This is a genomic window from Nitrosospira sp. NRS527 (assembly GCF_018406445.1).
GTDB lineage: Bacteria > Pseudomonadota > Gammaproteobacteria > Burkholderiales > Nitrosomonadaceae > Nitrosospira > Nitrosospira briensis.
Genome location: NZ_AP024515.1, coordinates 309,307 through 331,424, shown reverse-complemented (window position 1 = coordinate 331,424; position 22,118 = coordinate 309,307). Strand labels below are relative to the sequence as shown.

The 22,118-nt window shown below is 52.7% G+C and carries 19 protein-coding genes; 8 read left to right on the top strand and 11 right to left on the bottom strand.

Features of this window, described 5'->3' with window-relative positions; translation table 11 throughout:
- Positions 1-13 precede the first annotated feature (13 nt).
- Complete coding sequence (locus KJS40_RS01525; RefSeq protein WP_244859647.1) at positions 14-766, top strand: outer membrane lipoprotein-sorting protein; 753 nt, start codon at positions 14-16, stop codon at positions 764-766.
- A gap of 276 nt (positions 767-1,042) precedes the next feature.
- The gene (locus KJS40_RS01520; RefSeq protein WP_213538797.1) at positions 1,043-2,044 is read left to right on the top strand and encodes a fatty acid desaturase; all 1,002 of its coding nucleotides are present in this window, start codon (positions 1,043-1,045) and stop codon (positions 2,042-2,044) included.
- Positions 2,045-2,235: 191 nt separating this feature from the next.
- On the opposite strand, the gene KJS40_RS01515 is transcribed toward KJS40_RS01520, so the two are convergent.
- Positions 2,236-3,111: a ThiF family adenylyltransferase gene (locus KJS40_RS01515; RefSeq protein WP_213539665.1), complete on the bottom strand. Its 876-nt coding sequence runs from the start codon at positions 3,109-3,111 to the stop codon at positions 2,236-2,238.
- Between the two features lie 343 nt (positions 3,112-3,454).
- Between KJS40_RS01515 and KJS40_RS01510 the strand changes: the two genes are divergently transcribed.
- Together KJS40_RS01510 and KJS40_RS01505 are read left to right on the top strand one after the other, a co-directional pair.
- Positions 3,455-4,195: a PEP-CTERM/exosortase system-associated acyltransferase gene (locus tag KJS40_RS01510; RefSeq protein WP_213538796.1), complete on the top strand. Its 741-nt coding sequence runs from the start codon at positions 3,455-3,457 to the stop codon at positions 4,193-4,195.
- Positions 4,196-4,420: 225 nt separating this feature from the next.
- On the top strand, positions 4,421-5,635 hold the full coding sequence (locus KJS40_RS01505) for an ammonium transporter (RefSeq protein WP_213538795.1): 1,215 nt from the start codon (positions 4,421-4,423) through the stop codon (positions 5,633-5,635).
- 51 nt (positions 5,636-5,686) lie between these two features.
- Here the strand turns inward: KJS40_RS01505 and rng are convergent, their stop codons facing one another.
- From rng to KJS40_RS01460, 9 genes are all read right to left on the bottom strand, one after another.
- Positions 5,687-7,138, bottom strand: coding sequence for a ribonuclease G (gene rng, locus KJS40_RS01500; RefSeq protein WP_213538794.1), 1,452 nt, complete (start codon positions 7,136-7,138; stop codon positions 5,687-5,689).
- Between the two features lie 172 nt (positions 7,139-7,310).
- A complete protein-coding gene (locus tag KJS40_RS01495; RefSeq protein WP_213538793.1) occupies positions 7,311-7,934 on the bottom strand; it encodes a Maf family protein in 624 nt (207 codons plus the stop codon).
- 83 nt (positions 7,935-8,017) lie between these two features.
- Positions 8,018-8,488, bottom strand: a complete 471-nt coding sequence (gene rlmH / locus KJS40_RS01490; protein ID WP_213538792.1) for a 23S rRNA (pseudouridine(1915)-N(3))-methyltransferase RlmH — start codon at positions 8,486-8,488, stop codon at positions 8,018-8,020.
- An 11-nt stretch (positions 8,489-8,499) separates the two neighbouring features.
- Positions 8,500-8,985: a ribosome silencing factor gene (rsfS, locus tag KJS40_RS01485; protein ID WP_213538791.1), complete on the bottom strand. Its 486-nt coding sequence runs from the start codon at positions 8,983-8,985 to the stop codon at positions 8,500-8,502.
- Positions 8,982-9,656 carry a nicotinate-nucleotide adenylyltransferase gene (gene nadD, locus KJS40_RS01480; RefSeq protein ID WP_213538790.1) on the bottom strand — a complete coding sequence of 225 codons (675 nt, stop codon included), beginning with the start codon at positions 9,654-9,656 and terminating at the stop codon, positions 8,982-8,984. Before nadD ends, rsfS begins: the two co-directional genes overlap by 4 nt.
- Before the next feature lie 239 nt (positions 9,657-9,895).
- Positions 9,896-11,272: a dihydrolipoyllysine-residue acetyltransferase gene (gene aceF, locus KJS40_RS01475; protein ID WP_213538789.1), complete on the bottom strand. Its 1,377-nt coding sequence runs from the start codon at positions 11,270-11,272 to the stop codon at positions 9,896-9,898.
- A gap of 234 nt (positions 11,273-11,506) precedes the next feature.
- Entirely contained in the window at positions 11,507-14,173 is a 2,667-nt protein-coding gene (gene aceE, locus KJS40_RS01470; protein ID WP_213538788.1) for a pyruvate dehydrogenase (acetyl-transferring), homodimeric type, read from the bottom strand.
- 50 nt (positions 14,174-14,223) lie between these two features.
- Complete coding sequence (folD, locus tag KJS40_RS01465; protein ID WP_213538787.1) at positions 14,224-15,081, bottom strand: bifunctional methylenetetrahydrofolate dehydrogenase/methenyltetrahydrofolate cyclohydrolase FolD; 858 nt, start codon at positions 15,079-15,081, stop codon at positions 14,224-14,226.
- Between the two features lie 208 nt (positions 15,082-15,289).
- Positions 15,290-15,946, bottom strand: coding sequence for a hypothetical protein (locus KJS40_RS01460; RefSeq protein ID WP_213538786.1), 657 nt, complete (start codon positions 15,944-15,946; stop codon positions 15,290-15,292).
- Between the two features lie 321 nt (positions 15,947-16,267).
- Between KJS40_RS01460 and KJS40_RS01455 the strand changes: the two genes are divergently transcribed.
- The 4 genes from KJS40_RS01455 (at position 16,268) to KJS40_RS01440 (ending at position 21,282) form a co-directional block, all read left to right on the top strand.
- Positions 16,268-17,446 (top strand): FAD-dependent oxidoreductase, encoded by a 1,179-nt coding sequence (locus KJS40_RS01455; protein ID WP_213538785.1) that lies wholly within the window; start codon positions 16,268-16,270, stop codon positions 17,444-17,446.
- A 261-nt stretch (positions 17,447-17,707) separates the two neighbouring features.
- Entirely contained in the window at positions 17,708-18,748 is a 1,041-nt protein-coding gene (gene pyrC / locus KJS40_RS01450; RefSeq protein WP_213538784.1) for a dihydroorotase, read from the top strand.
- A 119-nt stretch (positions 18,749-18,867) separates the two neighbouring features.
- Positions 18,868-20,676 (top strand): DNA helicase RecQ, encoded by a 1,809-nt coding sequence (recQ, locus tag KJS40_RS01445; protein WP_213538783.1) that lies wholly within the window; start codon positions 18,868-18,870, stop codon positions 20,674-20,676.
- A gap of 111 nt (positions 20,677-20,787) precedes the next feature.
- The gene (locus KJS40_RS01440; RefSeq protein WP_213538782.1) at positions 20,788-21,282 is read left to right on the top strand and encodes a hypothetical protein; all 495 of its coding nucleotides are present in this window, start codon (positions 20,788-20,790) and stop codon (positions 21,280-21,282) included.
- 40 nt (positions 21,283-21,322) lie between these two features.
- Here KJS40_RS01440 and KJS40_RS01435 read toward each other — a convergent pair whose 3' ends face one another.
- The gene (locus KJS40_RS01435) at positions 21,323-21,709 is read right to left on the bottom strand and encodes a response regulator (RefSeq protein WP_244859646.1); all 387 of its coding nucleotides are present in this window, start codon (positions 21,707-21,709) and stop codon (positions 21,323-21,325) included.
- Positions 21,710-22,118 lie beyond the last annotated feature (409 nt).

Genomic DNA, 22,118 nt, shown 5'->3' with positions numbered 1-22,118 from the left:
TATGGAAACTAGAATGCAAAAATTTCTTCAATGCGTGGTTACGGTAATTTGCATATTTGGAGCCATCGCTTCCGTCCAGTCCGATGACACGGAGCTGGCCCAGAATATATTGGAAAAGTCGGACCAGATACGCTTTCCGCGTGAAAGCTTCCAGGTGGATGTCTCCATTGTGACCACGGCACCCGACCAGCCAGCAGATATGCATAAGTTCCGGGTTTTGTCCAAAGGCAATGAAAACAGTGTGGTTATGACTACGGAACCCGCTTCCGAACGCGGCCAGATTTTACTGATGAAAGGGCGCGATCTCTGGATATTCATGCCCAGTGTTTCGCAACCCGTGCGCCTATCCTTGTCGCAACGCCTCACAGGCCAGGTTGCCAATGGCGATCTGGCCCGCGCGAATTTTACCGGTGACTATATCCCCACGATTCTGCGCACCGACAATATCGGCGGCGAGAAGTACTGGGTACTGGAACTCATCGGAGTTGACCGAAGTGTCACGTATCATAAGGTCTTGTACTGGGTACGGCAATCAAACTTCTGGCCCCATCGCGCGGAATTCTACTCGCTATCCAATCGCATGCTCAAAACCAGCCGCTACGAGAATTTTGAGATGAGTCTCGGAAAGCTCCGGCCTACGCGCCTGGTAATGGAAGATGCGCTACGGCAGGGTGAAGAGTCCGTGCTCGAATACTCGGGAATGAAACTGCGCGACCTGCCCGACAAGACTTTTACCAAGGATTATCTAAAAAAGCTGGATCAATGACAACCGAGTTATAGCCAAATTTTTTGTACCGCAGCTTAAAAGATGGGATCTTGATCGACCATCAGGGGCGCCGTCTTTTCATCTCATGTCATATACAACTTTTAAGCATAACTCACGACAACCTGAGGCGGTACTGGAAAAAGCAGCTTTTTATCCATTCTGCTTTCACGTTAAGGGCGGCTGTGAAAGTAGTAAATTCATTACTACTGGCGCAAAAACTCAAGATCACGCCATCGCTTCTCTCTTATCGGGAGACTCCGTTAGGAGTTATTCTTTATGAATCAGCCAGAACGTCTCCCAAGCGCTTTGCTGGGTGACAAAAGTAACCTATCTGATAAGGCGCGGCTAGAGATACTTAATCTAAACGGCGCCCGTCCATTGGCATTCTTAGGGCAGGCGTTCCGTGCATGGGCGGCAATCATTGGAATGATTGCCTTCGCCAGTTACATGGATAGCCCATTAATAAGTCTTGTAGCCATAATAATAATAGCGACCCGATTTAACATATTCGCCCTACTCGTCCACGAACAAGTGCATTTTCTCGGTTTACGCGGACGGTATGGAGACGCCATCGCAGATCTGATAGTGGCGTATCCGCTGTTGGGCGTTACGATAAAAAACTACGCTAAAGTCCATCTGTCGCATCACAAATTTTATTTCACCAATAAAGATCCCGATCACTTGCGGAAGGCCGGGGTAGATTGGACTTTTCCAATGTCTTCTCTGCATCTTGCCAAACTTATTTTAAGCGATATCGTGGGCTTGAGCTTCATTAAGCTCCTGAGAGGAAAGCGCCACGAAAGTACGAAGCTTTTTCAACGACCACATCCCTCTCCCCAATGGTTACGATACCTCTTTTATTTGGTAACAGCGGGATTGTTGACCTATACGGGAACGTGGAATATTTTTGTGATGTACTGGGTGGTACCGTTACTCACGGTTTTTCCCCTTATCGTTCGCTTGGGTGCGATTAGCGAGCATATTTACAACATGCCTGGAGCAAGTGTCATCGAGTCTTCACCATTAATTATTCAAAAATGGTGGGAAAAGCTTTTATTGCCCAACCTCAATTTTACGTTCCACGCATATCACCATTTTTACCCAGGGGTCGCATGGCTCAATTTGCCAAGAGTACATGATATCTTCAAGCGCGAGAAACTGATAAATGAATCAAATGTATTTTACGGATACTGGGCCTACCTGAAATACCTGCAATCTTCCCAACAGAAACCTGTCACTTCAGCTGGATCATCCGGCCGTGGCACCCATGGTGCATAGCTTGAAATGTTATTCACATAATATTTTCTCCCTATGGCAAAGCCGTAAGAGCTGAGCTGCCAAGGGATTCAATTTGAGTGGAATCAAAAATAGTCAAGATCGTTACCTTTTTCCAAATATTCCATGTTTGAGATCAAACATTCGAATAATCGTTTCGCTTAAACATCAGACATCGACTTGAGATTCCGCACTCAGGCGGGGCTTTTTCCGGCCTTTATGCGTGCAAGATGCCGGCGAGCTATCCAAAGGCCAATACGCTGTAGAATATTTTTATTGCCTCCCGGTCGCCAGGTTGTCACGTATCGATTGCGATACGCATCGAAGTGATAGCCCCGTGGAGCGGAAACGGTCCCGCCACGGTCGAGTAGAATCTTCAGGACGTCAGTAGCCGCACACCCGGCGCAGATTTGACAAGCCGCTATAGTAGAGGGGCTTCGCCGATTCTTGAAATCTACCCGAGACGGATCTGCCAGATAACCGCGCTGTAACATTGCGGGTGAGAGACCGAGCAGAAAGCGAACTGCCATCTCTTCCTCGTCACAACCCTCCAGGCAAAAATACTGTTCGAAAGATATTCCACCCGGCAAAAACACAAGCACTGCTGCTCCCATGCCAAGTGGGGCCGCAGTAACTGCGGGGATACCCAAATCGAAGCAGGCCGCAAAAACCGCCCGGCGTGCGTCCATGGCGAAGAAGTCCAGGCCGTCTACGTAAATATCGATATCCTTCAGAAAATCGTTTACGTTTGACGAGGTTATGCCTTCCGGAAATTGCACGATGTTTAATTCAGGGTTGATGTCGCGTGCCATCTGCGCCAGTACGTGCACTTTAGGCTGCTCAAGCGACGACATCACCGCACCTGCTTGCCGGTTGAAGTTGGCGATTTCGAAAGTGTCGAAATCGGCGACATGGAACGTTCCGATCCCCAGCCTTGCCAATGTGAGCAAGTGCCCGCCACCCACACCTCCCATTCCGGCGATAGCTACCCGCTTTTGGCGAAGAAGTGATTGCTCAGCTTCTGTGACCCAGCCGATATTTCGGTTAAAAGCGGCGTCGTAATCAAAAATGAGGTTGTCTCCTAAAAGTGACGTTGTCTCCTTTCGAACGGACTCACTGCTATCTCAAATCCTTTGAGCGGTCCATCATGAAAGATACAGATTGCGATCCAACTGTTTAAAAAACAATGAAGATCAACCTAATATGGAGATCCTGCTTCAGAAATCATCTCAATAGCCGTAATAGAAGAAGTACCGGAGTTAGATGAGATTAATCGTATCGGTTGATATTCAAGGTTTTCGCACGGATTGTTTTAGCAATAAACTCGATAGATGTTTCATTTAGAGCCGTCCTTCTAAGGCTGTTCTTCCGGGGATGCTTTAATAACTACCTGAAAATCCTGAAGGAGCTCTTATGTTTTTGCCAGAAATTTTAAATCTGGGCAATGTTTTCAAACAGTATTTTGAAATTGTACCGGCATACTCGAGCAAACTGAAGGATGAAGTGTATCGATTACGACACAAGGTTTATTGTGAAGATCTGAAATATGAGCAGATTCAAGCGGATAGACGAGAAGTCGATGAACATGACTCCTATTCGCTACACCTGCTGATGCGCAGTATAAAGACAAACGAGTTCGTGGGTTGTACCCGTATTGTCCGTCCCCGTCTTGAAAATCCGCGGCACCCTTTGCCTTTCGAAGTGATCTGTTCAGGTATGCTTGATCAATCCATCATGGATCCTATCCAGCTACAGCGTCATAGTATGGCCGAAGTGTCCCGCCTCGCGGTTATAAGCAGTTATCGCAGGCGCAAAGATGAAGCAAACCGGGCAATCAGCATTTCGGATGACGACTTTGGCACGTCGAAGCAGCCACGTTTTCCATTTATCCCCGTTGGGTTATATCTCGGCACCACTGAACTCGCGCGCATCAACGGGATCACTACCCTGTTCGTCCTGGCGGAGCAACGACAGGTCACACATTTCAGCAAACTGGGCGTCGAGCTTCATGTCGTGGGTAAGCCGGTGGAACATCGAGGTCCACGTGTGCCCGCCGTCATGAATGTCAACGACATCATCGTCAATATGCGTACTTTCTTTCGCCCGCTTTATCAAACTATAGCGGCGGATATCAAGAGAAACATGTCACAGTAACAGAACTCCAAGGGCCTTCTTGGGCCGGAGAGCCTCTCTCTCATTGTCATCCGGCGTGTGTCGCCCGTGCCGCCAATTATTGATCCCGCGCTTGTTCTGCGTTGCGGCAATTTCCATATTTCAACAACCCCATCTTGTTCAAAATATCCCTATTGTGTTCGAGGCTATTGAGGTTCACACTTTGCGTGGGTAGACCGATTATTGCGAAATATGGGGAGAGTCAAAATGAAAAAAAAACTCTGCTTGACGCTGTGTGGTGTAGCTAATCTGTTTCTGCTGTGTTTCGGCGCTTGGGCAAGCGAAAGCGGCGCTGGTTCCGAGCTCAATGAGGCCCGGCAAGTGGCTCAGTATAATTATGTTATTCACATCCTGGCGATGTTGCTGGTGGGTTTCGGTTTTCTGATGGTGTTCGTCAGGAGATATGGGTTTGGCGCCACGACCGGCACTTATCTTGTGGTAGCCGTCGGCCTTCCCCTTTACATGCTCCTGCGCGCAAATGGTATTTTTGCGCATGAAATTGCTCCGAACACAATCAAGGCGCTCCTGTTTGCCGAATTCGCCGTGGCTACCGCGCTCATTGCCATGGGAGCCGTACTTGGACGTCTACGGGTTTTTCAATATGCATTACTGGCACTTTTCCTCATTCCGGCGTATCTGATGAACGAATGGCTGGTACTGGACAATGGGATGGGTTTGACTAAAGGTTATCAGGATACTGCCGGATCAGTCATCATCCATGCCTTTGGCGCTTATTTCGGCTTGGGATTATCCCTCGCATTGACCACCGCGCGACAACGCAGTCAACCGATTGAATCAGATGCCACCTCTGATCGCTTTGCCATGCTCGGCTCCATGGTATTGTGGATTTTCTGGCCAAGCTTCGCCACAGCCATCGTTCCTTTTGAAGAGATGCCGCAAACCGTTGTCAACACGGTACTTGCGTTATGCGGCGCCACCCTCAGCACCTATTTCCTGAGCACGTATTTTCACAAGGGAAAAACGTCAATGGTCGACATGGCAAATGCGGCCTTGGCTGGAGGTGTAGCCATAGGATCGACATGCAATATTGTCTCACCGACAGGCGCTTTCGCAATCGGCCTGTTGGCCGGCGCTGTCAGCGTCATCGGTTATGTATTTATCCAGCCCAAACTGGAAGCACGCTTCAAAATCATCGACACTTGCGGCGTCCATAATCTTCACGGAATGCCTGGATTGTTGGGTGCGTTGACTGCCATCGTGGTGGTGCCCGGTATCGCGGCTGCTCAGTTCATCGGCATTATCTTCAGCGTCGTGTTCGCCTTCGTGGCGGGACTCATCGCCGGTGCGGCGATCAAAGCCACAGGCACGACGCGATTGGCCTATGAAGATAGCGAGGAATTCGCTCACTGCGAAACGCCGGATATCGAGAATATAGAACTCGAAGTCGATACACGAACCTGAAGAGCAAGCCGGACGATTGCCGAATTTCTGGTGTAGCGTATCAGCAAACTGCTACATCAGGATGAGGTCATACTGTTCCTGCGTATAGGCCGCCTCCACCTGCAGGCTGACCGTTTTAGCAATGAAATCAGCCAGTTGTGCAAGGCTTTGCGATTCTTCATCAAGAAATAGATCGATGACTTCTTGCGAAGCGAGAATACGAAATTCGTGCGCGTCGAATTGACGGGCCTCGCGCAACAATTCACGCAGGATTTCGTAGCATATCGTCTGAGCGGTTCTCACCTTGCTGCGGCCCTGGCAGGTGGGACATGTCTCGCATAATATGTGAGCAAGACTTTCCCTTGTGCGCTTGCGCGTCATTTCCACAAGCCCAAGCGCCGTGAAACCATTCACAGTCATATGCGTCCGGTCTTTCATCAGCGATCTCTTGAATTCCGCCAGGACCGCATTTTTGTGTTCCACATTCTCCATGTCTATAAAGTCAATAATGATAATTCCGCCCAGGTTGCGCAGGCGCAACTGGCGCGCTATGACCTGGGCTGCTTCGAGGTTGGTTTTAAAAATGGTATCGTCAAAGCTGCGTATACCGATGAAGCCTCCCGTATTGACATCAATGGTTGTGAGCGCCTCGGTCTGGTCGATAATCAGATATCCACCGGATTTCAGATTTACGCGCCGCGCCAGGGATTTTTCGATTTCATCTTCCACGCCGTAAAGATCGAATAGCGGCCGCACCCCGGCATAGTGATCTATTCGTCCCACAACGTTGGTCATATAGACCTGGGCAAACGCCGTCATTTTTTGTGAGGTTTCGCGCGAATCCACCAAAATACGCGCCGTATGGTCGTTGACGAAATCGCGCAATACGCGGTAGCTGAGGTTCAGGTCCTGGTATAGCAACCCGGGCTGAGCAGTGGCGGACTTTTCCTTGATGTCGTGCCACAATTTATTCAGATATTCGATATCCGTTTGCAAATCCTGGTCACTGGCGGCTTCCGCCATGGTGCGGATAATGAAGCCCCCTTTTTCATCCGGGGACAGCAGGTGTTTCAATTTTTCGCGCAACGACTTTCGCTCGGTTTCATCCTCAATCCGTTGGGAAATGCCGATATGGGATACCTGGGGCAGATAAACCAGCATTCGCCCCGCGATACTGACCTGCGTAGACAGCCGCGCCCCCTTGGCACCAATGGAATCCTTGATTACCTGGACGAGAATATTCTTGCCTTCGTGCAGCAATTTCTCGATGGGCTTGCCGGCGTCCTCGCTCTGACGCAATCTCCAAATGTCTGCGAGGTGAAGAAAGGCAGCACGATCCAGGCCGATATCCACGAAGGCCGACTGCATTCCCGGCAGGACTCTTGTCACGCGACCATTGTAGATGTTGCCAACGATTCCGCGACTGCTGGTGCGCTCTATGTGCAGTTCTTGCACCGCCCCATGCTCGACTACGGCCACACGAGTTTCCTGCGGGGTAATGTTGACAAGAATTTCGCTGTTCATAAAAGATTTTGCTGTCGTTTTTTTAACCTAAATCCGGTAGTTGGACGGGGTGAAGTGTACAGTTTTTGGGGTGCAGGGCAAGGCGCAACGACGCGGAATACGACCGCGCAGGGCGGAGCAGCGCCTTCCGCAGGAAGGTGCGACCCTGAAGCTACGGATTTAGGTTTAAAGTTCATGGAAATATTTCAACACCGGATTCTTGTAACAGTTGCGCTGTCTCGAATAGCGGCAATCCCATTACACCACTGTAGCTGCCGGAAATTTCCGCGATAAAAACTGCAGCCATCCCTTGAATTGCATAACCCCCCGCTTTATCGAGCGCCTCGCCCACAGAGAGATAGCATTGGATTTCGTGCTCGCTGATATCGCGGAATCGCACGACAGAGCGGGACATACTGACTTGTATCCCATTTTGTGCAGCTACCGCTACCGCGGTCAATACCTGATGAGTCTGGCCGGAGAGTGCGCGCAGCATCTCTTTTGCATGGGCGACGTTTTCTGGTTTACCGAAAATACGCTCCCCCAGCACCACTGCCGTGTCCGCCGCCAGTACGGGAAGTTCCGTCAACCTCCGTTCTAAAAGCCGGGCTCGTCCCATTTCAGCTTTTACTACGGCGATGCGCGTGGTGTAATCAGCCGGCGCTTCGCCTGACAGCACGATCTCAGCCATATCCGCTCCCCGCGGCGCGGCCTCACGCAGCAACAGGATTCCGAAATTCACGCCGATCTGCTTCAATAATTCCCGCCGGCGTGGACTGCGGGAAGCAAGATAAATGCGATTTTCTGATAGAGTCATGTAGGAAGTGCCGAGAGACATTCGGAATAAGCCGGATTACCTCTTCTCCAGGAAATGCCTGATCTTACCCGAGCATGGCCTTTCTATGCTCGATGGTAGGGATGTCCCTTGATAAGCGACATGGCACGATACAGCTGTTCCGCCAGCAGTACCCGCGCCAGGCCATGCGGCAGCGTCAGCGCGGACAATGCCAGAACTTCGTCAGCCGAATTTTTGATGTTGGCGTCCAACCCATCCGCGCCACCAATGAGAAAAATGATATCTCCCCCCGCCGCCATCCACCGGGTAATAGAATCGGCCAGCTTGATGGTGGTCTGCTGTCTGCCGCACTCATCCAATGCGACGATATAATGCTTGCTCGGCAGCACCGCCCGGATGCGGATTGCCTCCGCTGCCAGCAACTGCTCCACCTTTTTGCCGCCGACGCGTTTTTCCGGCTTGACTTCAAGCAGTTCAACAGCAGCCTCATGCGGCATCCGTTTGGCGTATTCTTCGAACCCGGTCGCGACCCACTCCGGCATTTTATGACCCACCGCACAAATAATGAACTTCATACGGTCGGGGTTCAGACTTCGTCGGAGGAATCCGGCTTTGTCTTGGCGGCTTTATTTTTAACTGGGGAAACCGCTTTAGCTTTAGCTTTAGCTGGGGCGGCGCGGCGTTTGACGGCAGGCGGCTCGGCAGTAGCCTTGCTCCTGGCCAACCTTGCGGAAGCCTTGTTTATTTTTATTCCTTCTGCCCACAATTCTTCCAGGTTGTAGTGCACGCGCACAGCCACCTGCATGACATGCACCAACACATCGCCTAAGTCGACCAATATCCATTCGCCGTTCTGTTCGCCTTCCATGCCATAAACCGTACCTCCGGCTGCCTTGACGCTCTCCGCCACATTATTCGCAATCGCTTTCGTTTGCCGGGTAGAGTCCCCGCTGGCAATAATCATACGATCAAATAATGCTGTTATTTTTGTCACATCCAGCACTTCAACATCTCGTGCCTTAATTTCTTCCAGGGCAGCAACAATCGTTTTCACCAGTTTAGTGAGCGTCATCCTTTTTCCGAATATAAGTGATTTGCTGCAATATAGTCGAGCGCGGCGTCGGGAATCAAATAACGAATGCTTTTCCCTGCGGCGACCCGTGCGCGAATGACCGTTGCTGAAATATCCAGCAAAGTCGTCTGAGCGATAAAAATCATGCCGCTGGTAGCATGCTTGAGGCTATCCACGCTCGATACCCAGCGCCGCGCGCACTCTGCGTTTAATTCCTGCGGCAGGATATCGGGATTCACCGTAAGCATATGACCCGGGCGGGCGGCAATAATAAAGTGGCATAGCCCGAACAGTTCACGCCAATTGTGCCAGGCGGCAAGATTCATGAAAGCGTCTGCTCCGATAACAAAACATAGCGCGACATCCTTCCCCAATTCCTGTTTGAGCTCGCGCAACGACTCCACGGTATAACTTACCCCGGGACGCCGGATTTCACGCTCATCCAGAATAAACCTGGTATTGCTCTGGATTGCCAAACCGACCATGGCAGCCCGATGCCGCAGCGACGCCTCGGGAGAGCAGCGCAAGCGAGGACATCCAGCGGGAATAAAATGCATTTTTCGCACGTCGATCATTTCGGCAATCTCTTCGGCTATCCGCAAATGACCATAATGGATGGGGTCAAAGGTTCCGCCGAAAATACCGATGAGCGAATGCTCGGAACTATGCATGGTCCGATAAAATCAGACACATGGAAGCGGAGAAAAGTTGTTTAGAATATTTTTGTCCTCATCATGATAGTTTTTTAGCCCGAATGTTTCATAAATTCTCGTGATGATTGCGCAGGATTTTGTTTTGTAGGGGGATTTTGTGAAAGAATGGCGTAGTTATTCATACGCCCGACTGAACGAAATTTTCATACGAAACAAAAGACCAGCGAGGGCGCGCGTCAATTTATGAAACATCCGGGTTAAAGCAATAATCGCCGCAGGTCGGCCAAGGCCTCGGCCAGGAAAGAAGTGAAGCGCGCGGCAGTTGCTCCATCGATCACGCGGTGGTCATAGGATAGCGACAACGGCAGTATAAAACGGGGAACAAACTGTCCATCCCGATAAACCGGCTGCATACTGGCGCGGGATACGCCCAGGATGGCAACCTCGGGTGCGTTTATAATAGGCGTGAATGCGGTGCCGCCGATGCCTCCCAAGCTGCTGATAGTAAAACTTGCTCCCTGCATGTCGGCGGGTTTCAGCTTTCCGCTGCGTGCAAGCGCCGCCAGATCACCCATCTCTTTAGCAATGGCAACCACGCCTTTTCGGTCCACATCCCGGATCACCGGCACCACCAATCCATTGGGTGTATCTGCTGCAAACCCGATGTGGCAATACTTCTTCATGACCAGGCTCATCTCGCCGCCGTCACTGACAAGCGATGCATTGAACTCGGGAAATTTTTTCAGCGCTGCTGCGGATGCCCGCATTAAAAAGGCCAATACCGTTATTTTCACACCCTCTTCTTTTATCTCCGCGTTGGATTCCTTGCGTAAGGCCTCCAGTTCCGTAATATCAGCCCCCTCGAACTGCGTAACATGCGGGATCATTACCCAGTTACGGTGCAGGTTAGCTCCTGATATTCTTTGAATACGCGACAGCGGTTTCAACTCCACCGGCCCGAATCTTGCGAAATCGACCTCCGGCCACGGCAGCAGATCAAGTGTCGCGCCGGTGCCGCCATGCGGCTTCGATAATTCAGCCTTGACGTAGGCTTGAACATCCTCCTTGAGGATGCGCTGTTTGCGGCCATTGCCCTTTACCCGACCGAGATTCACGCCAAGTTCCCGTGCAAATCGCCTGACCGATGGGCTGGCATGAGCATTTGCAAAGTGGGTTTCGTCTGCCTCGGAGGCAAGATTTACCGATGGACGAGCCGGCTGGCGTGCCAAAGCGGGCTCTGGTGGCCGGGTTCCAGACTCGGGCGCGGAACTATGAGCCCCGGAAGGCGCACCGGAGAGCGAAGGCTGGACGGACAACTGCGGAGCCGGTGCCGGAGTCGCTGCCGATTCTGTGTCTGAGGCAGACGACGCATCGGGTGACATGCTATCCGTTTCGGAGACTTCCATTGCCAAAACGAGTGTACCTTCAGAAACGTTATCACCCACCTTTACGGACACATCCTTGACGATGCCTGCAAATGGTGAAGGCACTTCTATCGTTGCCTTATCCGACTCCAACGCAATCAAGGGGTCTTCCGCCTCGACAGAATCACCGGGTTTCACCAGAACCTCTATCACGGGAACATCTTTAAAATCGCCAATGTCGGGGATTAATACCTGTTTGGTCTCTGCCACGCGTCTTCCTTCATTCGTATTTTACGTGCGTTATCTGCAATGAAAATGGCAACTGTACCGGCTTCATTTGCGGCTCTAGCGTCCGGCATATCCGCACCTCCCGTCCCGTCACCCTCGCCGTCCTGTTTCTTACCAATATAGTGGAAAAAATATTACCGAAGCGCGAATCGGTTCATGCCTGCGCTTCGAATGCAAATCAACTCGCGCATGTTGCGCTTGTCATTTTCCGGTCTTTCACACTGTTACCGGATTGGGCTTGTCCGGGTCAATACCAAGCTTGCTTATCGCTTGCGCCACTTTATCTGCCGTGATCTGACCTTCCTCAGCCAGCGACTTGAGCGCCGCTACCGTAATGTAATTACGGTCCACTTCAAAAAACCGCCGTAGTTGTTCACGTGTATCAGAGCGGCCAAACCCGTCTGTACCCAAAACCTTATACCGCCCCGGCACGAATTCCCGGATCTGATCGGCGAAAATTTTCATGTAGTCCGTGGCGGCTATCACCGGCCCCTTCCGATCCTTGAGGCACGTGCCGACATAGGACAATCTTGGCGCTTCGGCGGGATGCAGCATGTTCCATCGGGTAACATCCAGTGCTTCACGTCTCAATTCGGTAAAGCTCGTGGCGCTCCAGATGTCGGCAGCGACGCCATATTCCTTTTCCAATATTTCCGCCGCTGCTATCACTTCGCGCAGTATCGTCCCGGAACCAAGCAATTGTACCCGGAGACCGGAATTTTCCCCTGTCGTATTACCTTCCCGAAACAGGTACATTCCTTTCAGTATCCCTTGTTCCGCGTTGGCAGGCATCCCCGGATGCGAATAGTTTTCGTTCATTACCGTTATATAGTAATAGACGTCCTCCTGCTCTTCATACATGCGCCGCATGCCATCCTGGATAATGACGGCAATCTCATACGCAAATGTCGGATCATAGGATATGCAATTTGGAATAGTGGATGCGGCCAGATGACTGTGGCCATCCTCATGCTGCAGTCCCTCTCCGTTAAGCGTTGTGCGTCCAGCGGTGCCTCCCAGTAGAAAGCCACGGCAACGCATATCTCCAGCCGCCCAGGCAAGATCTCCCACACGCTGAAAACCGAACATGGAATAAAAAATATAGAACGGGATCATCTGCACGCCGTGATTGCTGTAAGCCGTTGCCGCCGCCATCCATGAGCACATCGCCCCGGCCTCGTTGATGCCTTCTTGCAGAATCTGGCCGTTCTTGTCTTCCTTGTAATACATCAGTTGATCGGCATCCTCGGGTTTGTAGAGCTGCCCCGTCGACGACCAGATGGCCAACTGTCGAAACATCCCCTCCATTCCGAAAGTTCGCGACTCATCCGCAACGATGGGCACCACCCGCTTACCGATGCTCTTGTCCTTTACCAGAATGTTGAGTATGCGTACGAAAGCCATGGTGGTGGAAGATTCGCGTCCCTCGCCGCCCGCCTTGAGCAGGGCATCGAATGCGGATAGCGGTGGAATCTGCAGCGCTTCCGCCTTTCGCTGGCGCCGGTGGATGAAACCGCCCAGCGCCTCACGCCGCTGATGCATGTACATATACTCGGGCGAAGCCTTGTCAAATGTCAGATACGGTATATCGTCTATCTTGTCGTCTGCAATTGGAATACCGAAGCGGTCGCGAAACGCTTTCAGCGAAGTGGTACCCATCTTTTTTTGCTGATGGGTGATGTTCTGCGCCTCGCCCGCTTCACCCATCCCGTATCCCTTGATGGTTTTGGCAAGGATCACGGTGGGCTGTCCCGTATGCCGTATCGCGGCTGCATAAGCCGCAAAGACTTTATGCGGATCATGACCTCCGCGGTTCAAGCGCCAGATGTCATCATCCGACATGTTGGCGACCATTTCCAGCAACTCCGGATATTTGCCGAAAAAATGTTCACGGACATAGGCACCGTCTCTCGACTTGAAAGTCTGATATTCGCCGTCTACACATTCCATCATGCGTTTCTGCAGCAGGCCTTTGGTATCCTTGGCAAACAATGGATCCCAGTATGAACCCCATATCACCTTGATGACATTCCAGCCGACACCGCGAAAGGCGGCTTCAAGTTCCTGGATGATCTTGCCATTTCCACGCACCGGCCCGTCCAGGCGCTGAAGGTTGCAGTTAATCACAAAAATCAGATTATCCAGATTCTCGCGTGTGGCCAGAGAAATGCCCCCCAGCGATTCCGGCTCATCCATTTCGCCGTCACCCATGAAAGCCCAGACTTTGCGGCCGTTGGTCTTGACCAGCCCGCGGCTATCCAGATATTTCATGAAACGGGCCTGGTAAATCGACATCAGTGGCCCGAGCCCCATCGATACCGTGGGGAACTGCCAAAAGTCCGGCATTAGCCAGGGATGCGGATAAGAGGACAGTCCCTTGCCGTCCACCTCGCGCCTGAAATTATTGAGCTGGTCCTCCGTCAACTCTCCCAGCATGAAAGCATAGGCATAAAGACCGGGTGACGAGTGGCCTTGCGCGAATATCAGGTCTCCTCCATGGTTTTCCGATCTAGCGTGCCAGAAGTGATTGTAGCCGACATCATAGAGCGTCGCCGCGGACGCAAAGCTGGCAATATGGCCACCGACATTGGAGTTCTTGTTGGCGTGCAATACCATTGCCATGGAGTTCCAACGGACATAAGAGCGAATACGATGCTCCAGCGCATGATTACCGGGAGAACGGTCTTCCTTGCCCGGTGGAATGGTATTGATATAGGCCGTGGTGGCGCTATAGGGAAGGTATGCGCCTGACCGCCGGGCTTTTTCTACCAGCCTTTCCAGCAGGTAATGCGCGCGCTCGGTTCCCTCGTGCTCCAGCACGGATTCCAGGGCGTCCAGCCACTCCTGTGTTTCAGATGGATCTATGTCGGGAATGGGTTCCATTTTCGTCTCGAAATTGTTGGGATTACCGATGTGATTGGTCTGCGTCGCGATTAAGCCCGTGCGTATGCGCGCTCGGCAGCCTCGATAGTGTTATACAGCAACATCGCGATAGTCACCGGGCCCACGCCGCCCGGCACAGGCGTGATGTAACCTGCCTTTTCCTTGACCGACTCGAACTCCACGTCACCCGCCAGTTTACCGTCCGGCATGCGGTTGATGCCAACATCTATCACCGCTGCGCCGTCCTTCACCATGCCGGCGGTAATCATATGCGGCTTTCCGGTCGCCACTACCAGGATATCGGCGCGACGCGTATGTTCGGCCAGATCACGCGTCTTTGAGGTGCAGATGGTAACCGTCGCGCCTCTTTGCAAGAGCATCAGCGCCATGGGCTTGCCGACGATGTTGCTGCGGCCCACCACCACCGCGTGCTGTCCTTCAATTGGAACGTTGTATTTTTCCAGTATCTTGATCACCCCATGAGGTGTGCAAGGCGGGTAAATCGCATTACCGGTAACCAGCGATCCTACATTGTAAAGATGGAATCCATCCACGTCTTTTTCTACCGCAACGGATGCAATCACTTTATCGCTTTCGAAGCGTCGCGGTAACGGCAGTTGCACGAGGATACCGTGAATTCCGGGATTCCGGTTCAGTTCCTGAATACGCTCCATTACCTCGTCCTGGCTCGCGTCCTCGGAAAACTCATGTATTTCGGAATAAATCCCCGTGTCGCTACACGCTTTAGCCTTGTTCCGCACGTAGATGCGTGAAGCTGGATCATCACCGGCAATAACCACCGCCAGCCCGGGTTGCATACCTTTTTCTGTCAAGTGCGCGGCACGAATCTTCCAGTCCGCTCGCAGTTCGCGGGCAAGCGCATTCCCATCCATAATTTTGGCATTCATCGTTTTTTGGATCGCCTTAAGCGGATAATGGATAGTCAATTATACGCCACGGAGCAGAGGAACAAGCTCGAGTGAGCGCCAGGCCGATCCGTAGTGAAAATGGAAGTGGACCACCCGGTAGGCGAATGACGGCGAAGCTACATTCACGCATCCTATCAGGCGACCACGTGCAAACCGGCACCATCAATGTGCCAATAGTTCTCCATGATCAAGATTGACGCGCTCCCGGCGAGTCTGCTTTTCTGATCTTCATTCGATAAATCAGCAGCCCCACCAGAAAAGTTGGAAGGACAACCAGCGCAGCAGCCACGAGCCCAGCCGCCAGCACGTCAATTCCCTCGGTTTTTGGAAGAAAAATAGTGACAACCCAAACTGTCAGGAAAGCAGCCACCGCGCCGCCGATAACCATGATCTTTTTACCACGCTCATACAGTCGCCACAATGAGCCGGAAACGCGCGTTTCATTTCGATATTCATCAAAAACCGCCACGATGCTGTCATCGTTGGGCATAGCCTGGTAGCCCATGCTTACGGCAAGCGAGTCGTCGCCGCCTTCCACTCTTGACATTTCACTCAGAAATGCAACTCGTTTTTGAGCGTCCTTTTTTTTCATACCGTCGCTGATGAGCATCGACTCGAGCGCCGCAAAGGCGTGGTCGCGAGCATTGGCTGGTAAACCGAGATTTTCACCCTGGCGCCACATGACACCTACCAGATAGAGCTGAATCGTCAGTTGCCTGAACTGTGGCGCGAAATCATATCCTTTGTCTTTAATTTTCGGAAGCTGAGACTCCAGCACCTCGCGCGCGCGCAGCACGCAGACTTCAGTTACAGTCGTTTCAGAGTCAGTTTTCGTGTCATTCATTGTCGTAATAACGGGACATGCCCAACCTTAACTTTGAATTTGTAGAGGAACGCATTATATACTGGCAAAAGCTCGTTGAAGAAGGATGAATCGTCCCGCGCCTGGACAGCTGTCCGATCCGGTTCCGGATAAATCCAGCGTGCTGCCATGCTTCCAGGAAAAGGAATTCAGACTGATCTACAATTAGATAAGGCGATCCATACCGAGTTCCCCAATATGCGATAGCGGCCTTTTTCCTGAACAGGAAGAAAAGTTTTTTGAAATATCGTAATCCGGTCAATTCTGAATGTGCGCTTGCGCGCGTATATTAATGGGAAGATTATGAAACATCATAAATACCTTATTGTCGGCGGTGGAATGGCCGCTGATTCCGCTGTTCACGGTATCCGCAAGATCGATCAAGACGGGGCCATTGCCATGATTTGCGAGGAGCGGCACCTGCCTTATGATCGTCCACCCCTGACAAAGTCTCTCTGGAAGGGCTCGGCTTACGAATCCATCTGGCGAAACGCGCACGGCCTGAACGTTGCCATGCATCTGGCAAAAAAAGTGATGGCCGTCGATCCATCAAAAAAAACCGCAACGGATGATGCCGGAAACGTCTATACGTATGAAAAGCTTTTGCTCGCCACTGGTGGCACGGCGCGGCGTTTTCCGGCTTTTGGCGAGAGCATGATCTACTACAGAACTGCGGATGACTACCTTAAGCTGCGGGAGTTGAGTCAGCACGGTTCGGATTTCGTTGTTATCGGAGGCGGCTTCATCGGTTCCGAAATTGCCGCCGCGCTTGCGATGAACAACAAGCGGGTGACGATGATTTTCCCGGAAAGCGGTATTGGCGCGCGTGTTTATGCACCGCCTCTCGCTGAATTCCTGAATTCATACTACCGCGAAAAAGGCGTCACCGTGCTTGCGTCAGAAACGGTTAAATCGGTGAGAACTGAAGGCGCCAAAACAATTGTAACCACAGCAAACGGCACAGATATCTCCGCCGATGGCGTCGTTGCGGGACTGGGGATATCACCCAACACCGACTTGGCCACGCAGGCCGGACTGGCGGTGGATAACGGCATTGTCGTGGACGATCAGTTGCGCACGAGCAATCCGGACATTTACGCGGCGGGGGACGTGGCGAACTTCCATAGCGCGCTATTGGATAAACGTATGCGCGTGGAGCATGAGGATAATGCCAATGTGATGGGTGAAATGGCAGGCCGGAATATGGCGGGGCAATCGGATACCTACCGTCATCAGCCTTTCTTTTATTCCGACCTGTTTGACTTGGGTTATGAAGCAGTAGGAGAACTGGATTCCCGCATGGATATCGTCGAAGATTGGGAAGAACCTTTTCGTAAAGGCGTAATTTATTATTTACGCGATGGATTCGTGCGCGGCGTGCTGCTTTGGAACACATGGGGGCAGGTCGATGCCGCTACGCAGCTAATTGCCAAAAAAACGGCACACTCCAGCGAAACCCTGATGGGCCGCATCACCGGCTAGGTAGGCAGTCAGTCGCGATTTTCTTGCTATCCCTTCTTTCGGATATAAAAGACGAGCTGGAATGCAAGACTTCGGTTCGGTGCCAGGAAACCTTGCTATTGATCCACGCGAGCAGTGCAACATACATGGACAGTATCCAAGGCGGCCACAGTATGCCGTTTATTATTGATTTGGGTTGGAATCCGAATCGATCCCCGAGAATGGCGAAATTCATCCATATTCTCACTGCCTAAATCAGAGACATAACTGGCACACGTCATCTTGAAAACTCTTACCCTTACCCTCACCCGGCCGGACGACTGTCACCTTCATTTGCGTGACGGCGAGCAAATGCGCGCAGTTCTGCCGGATACGGCACGGCGCTTCGCCCGCGCCATTATCATGCCCAACCTCAAACCGCCGGTAATCACAGTAGAAATGGCGCTGGCATACCGCGGGCATATCCTTGCCGCGCTGCCGCCGGGCATGCGCTTCGAACCTCTGATGACACTCTACCTTACCGACAACACTGCATCTTCCGAAATTTTCGAAGGCAGGAGAAACGGTACAATACATGGCGTGAAATATTATCCGGCCGGCGCCACGACAAACTCCGCTGCTGGCGTTACTGACATTGCCAGATGTTACGGGACGCTGGCGGCAATGGAAGAGGCGGGTATGCCACTGCTCGTGCATGGAGAGGTAACTGATCTGGCGGTAGATGTGTTCGACAGGGAAAAGTCCTTTCTCGACAGGGTATTAATGCCTCTTACGCAACGGTTCCCGCAATTGCGGATCGTGTTCGAGCACATCACTACCCAGGAAGCGGTGGCGTTCGTTACCGGCGCACGGGCCCATATTGCAGCCACGATTACCGCCCATCATATGCTGCTTAACCGAAACGCCATGTTCCAGGGCGGCATCCGACCACACCACTACTGTCTCCCGGTGCTGAAACGTGAAACCCATCGCCAGAAACTGGTCGAAGCCGCCACCAGCGGAAACCCGAAGTTTTTTCTGGGCACCGATAGCGCGCCTCATCCCCGGTCTGCCAAGGAAAGTACCTGCGGCTGCGCAGGCATCTACACCGCTCATGCGGCGATTGAACTCTATGCGGAAGCCTTCGAACAAGCGGGGGCGCTGGACAAGCTGGAAGCCTTCGCCAGCTTCCATGGCGCGGATTTCTATAAGCTGCCGCGCAACAAGGACAGTATTATGCTGAAGAAAGAAAGCTGGAGCGTGCCGTCGCAGCTGGGTTTTGGAAACGAAGCATTGGTCCCCCTGCGCGCGGGGGAAAGCCTGGCATGGAAATTAATCGGTTAAAGTGCAAGGTGCGGATTACGCCCGAGTTGTATCAATCCGCATTTTCCCCATATCGTCTTCGGAAACGTGGCAATTCTTGAAACCCCCTTATCTCCCTTGTTTTTGAAACTTCCTTGAGCATGACGCCCGGCGCTCTCACCCTTCTGAAGGATATCTTCGGCTATCCCGCTTTTCGTGGTCGGCAGGCCGAGGTGATCACGCATGTTGCCGGAGGCGGGGATTGCCTCGTATTGATGCCGACCGGGGGCGGAAAATCGTTGTGCTATCAGATTCCGGCGTTATTGCGCGACGGTGTCGCGGTAGTAGTTTCGCCGCTGATTGCGCTTATGCAGAATCAGGTAGCAGCGCTGCATGAAGCCGGAGTGCGCGCGGCGTTTCTCAATTCCTCCCTGCCACAGACGGAAGCGGCCATAGTCGAGCGAGGCATGCTCGCCGGCACATACGATCTGGTCTATGTGGCGCCGGAGAGGCTGTTGACACCGCGCTTTCTCGATCTTCTGGCGCGCACGCCGCTTTCCCTGTTCGCCATCGATGAGGCGCACTGCGTGTCTCAATGGGGCCATGATTTCCGCCCCGAATACATCCAGCTTTCAATCCTGCATGAACGATTTCCCAACATACCACGTATTGCCCTGACAGCCACCGCGGATAGCGTGACGCGCGAGGAAATCATCCGGCGTCTTGGCCTCGATGGCGCCGAAATTTTTATTTCGAGTTTTGACCGCCCCAACATTCGCTATCAGATCGTGGACAAAATAAACGGCAAGGCCCAGTTAATCGCTTTTATCCGCGCTGAGCATGATGGCGACGCCGGTATCGTCTATTGCCTGTCGCGCAGGAAAGTCGAGGAAACAGCGGCTTGGCTGGTCGAAAAGGGTATACGTGCCCTTCCGTACCATGCCGGCATGAGTGCGCCGGATCGCAGCCGCAACCAGGAAGAATTTCTGCGCGAAGAGGGCATTGTCATGGTCGCCACCATTGCATTCGGGATGGGCATAGACAAGCCGGATGTGCGCTTCGTGGCGCATCTCGATCTGCCCAAGAGCGTGGAAGCCTATTATCAGGAAACCGGCCGGGCCGGGCGCGACGGTCAAGCCGCCAGCGCATGGATGGCTTACGGCTTGGGCGATGTGGTACAGCAGCGGCGGATGATAGAGGATTCCCCAGCGGAAGCACAATTCAAACGCAGCGCTTCGGCCAAACTCGATGCGCTGCTGGCACTGTGCGAAGCCACCACCTGCCGTCGTGCGCGCCTGCTCGAGTATTTTGGCGAAGTGCCAGCCAGTGTCGCTTGCGGCAATTGCGATGTCTGCCTCGATCCGCCACAGGTGTGGGACGGGACGGTGGCCGCACAGAAGGCGCTGTCGTGTGCATTTCGCACCGGCCAGCGCTTTGGTGCCGGGCATCTGATTGACGTGCTGCGCGGCAACGATACCGCGCGCGTGAGGCAATGGGCTCACGACAGGGTCAGCACCTTCGGTATTGGCAAGGAATTGGATGAAAAAGCCTGGCGAGCAGTATTCCGCCAACTGGCGGCGCTCGGCTTGCTCACCGCAGACAGTGAAGGTCATGGTTCGCTGCGTCTTGCCGCAGCCAGCCGCGCAGTGCTGACTGGAAATCAAACGGTGCGCCTGCGCCTGCAACCAGAGCGAAAGAAGGCTACGGCCAAGACCAAGGCGGCGCGTGAAGATAAAACCGCCACGCTTGACCTCGCGGCACGTGCGCTATGGGCGCGCCTGCGCGCATGGCGCACCGAAGCTGCAAAGACGCATGGCGTTCCCGCTTATGTGGTGTTTCACGATACAACACTGGCAGAATTGGTACGCCTGCATCCAAAGACGGAAAATGAACTGCGCGAAGTGCCCGGTATCGGCGCAAGAAAACTGGAGAGTTACGGCGACGATCTGCTTATGATTCTTCGAAGTTGAGAAAAAAGATAAGAGCACTGCACCGACACCCCCTTGCGCCAAGAAAGCAGGGCAAGTTGTGTAGTTCTGGTTCAGCCAGGATCGCATCACCATTCAAAAAGGGAAATAAAAATGCGCAGCCTGCTTATCGCGTTGTTGTGTGCATGCCTTGGCGCCTGTGCATTCCAGCCCTTGACCAGAGGCAATCCCCTCGCCGCCCTAGATGAAAAAATTGCTACCGATACCGTCAACCAGCTTGCGCGGCTCTATCCACCGGCCAAAACGCAATTCCGCCTGGTCGTCTCCGACCCCGAGAGTTTTGGGGCGCTGCTGGCGAACCGGCTGCGCGCAAAAGGGTATGCGCTGTCTGAAAAGGCCGAAAGACCCCGGATCATGCCGCCGAATACCTTTGGCGCGGTATCTTCGCCAAAACCAGCAGACGACAGCAACATGCCCGCACAATCACTCGCGACCGAACCAGGTATCGAGTTGCGCTACGTACTCAACCATTCGGGCAGAGATTTTTCCCGTATCACAATGGTAATCGGCCGCGCCGTGCTGGCGCGCGCCTACCTGATCGAAAATGGCGCCATCACTCCAGTCGGGGCCTGGACGTTCAAAGAGTAGCGCTGGGATCTTGATAGGGTTGTGAAGCAGGAATGCAAGATCATCCGTTTAAAGGCTTATTTTTCCCTGTCATGCTTGCAATCACGTCAATCAAGGCACGCAATTCGAAGGGCTTGGAGAGATGCTTCTGAAAACCGGCGTTGATCGCTCTTATTTTATCTTCCGCGCGATTGAATGCGGTAAGCGCAACGGCAGGGGTTTGCCCGCCGGTATGCGCAGGCAGATTCCTTACTTCGCGAATGAATTGGTAGCCATCCACCCGGGGCATGCCGATGTCACTGACGATGACATCCGGCCTGTATATTTGCACCTGTTCCAATCCGTCGGCAGCGTTGCCAGCCGCAATCACACAGGCGTGGTTGAGAGTCAGCATGAGCCTGGTCAACTCCAGCGCATCCGGCTCGTCATCCACGATCAGTATTTTCACTCCGAAAAGTGTAGGATCTTTGCTATCCATTCATAACCTTTTTTGTGAGGCGATACAGATGATTCCATTCCTGTCGACACGTGCCAAGTATATGCACACCATGGGCTATTAAACCCGTTTGTATATTTGCATTTAATTCTGGAGGGCACCGTGCGCTTAGCCACATAGCGAGTGCTCTTCATGAACAATCGGCCAGAACAGAAGCATTTTCCAAAACATTGCGCATCATGATAGTTGACGACAACAAGGACGCCGCTCCTATGCTATCGATGTTATTGGACGCCGCAGGGCATGAGGCGTTGACCGAGCATAACCCCACACATTTCTATTGACCTAGATAATCCGCCAGGACGCGAGATGATGGCGAGGCAGGTTGCGAGACAGTTTTGCCGGTTGAGAGTAGTCCATA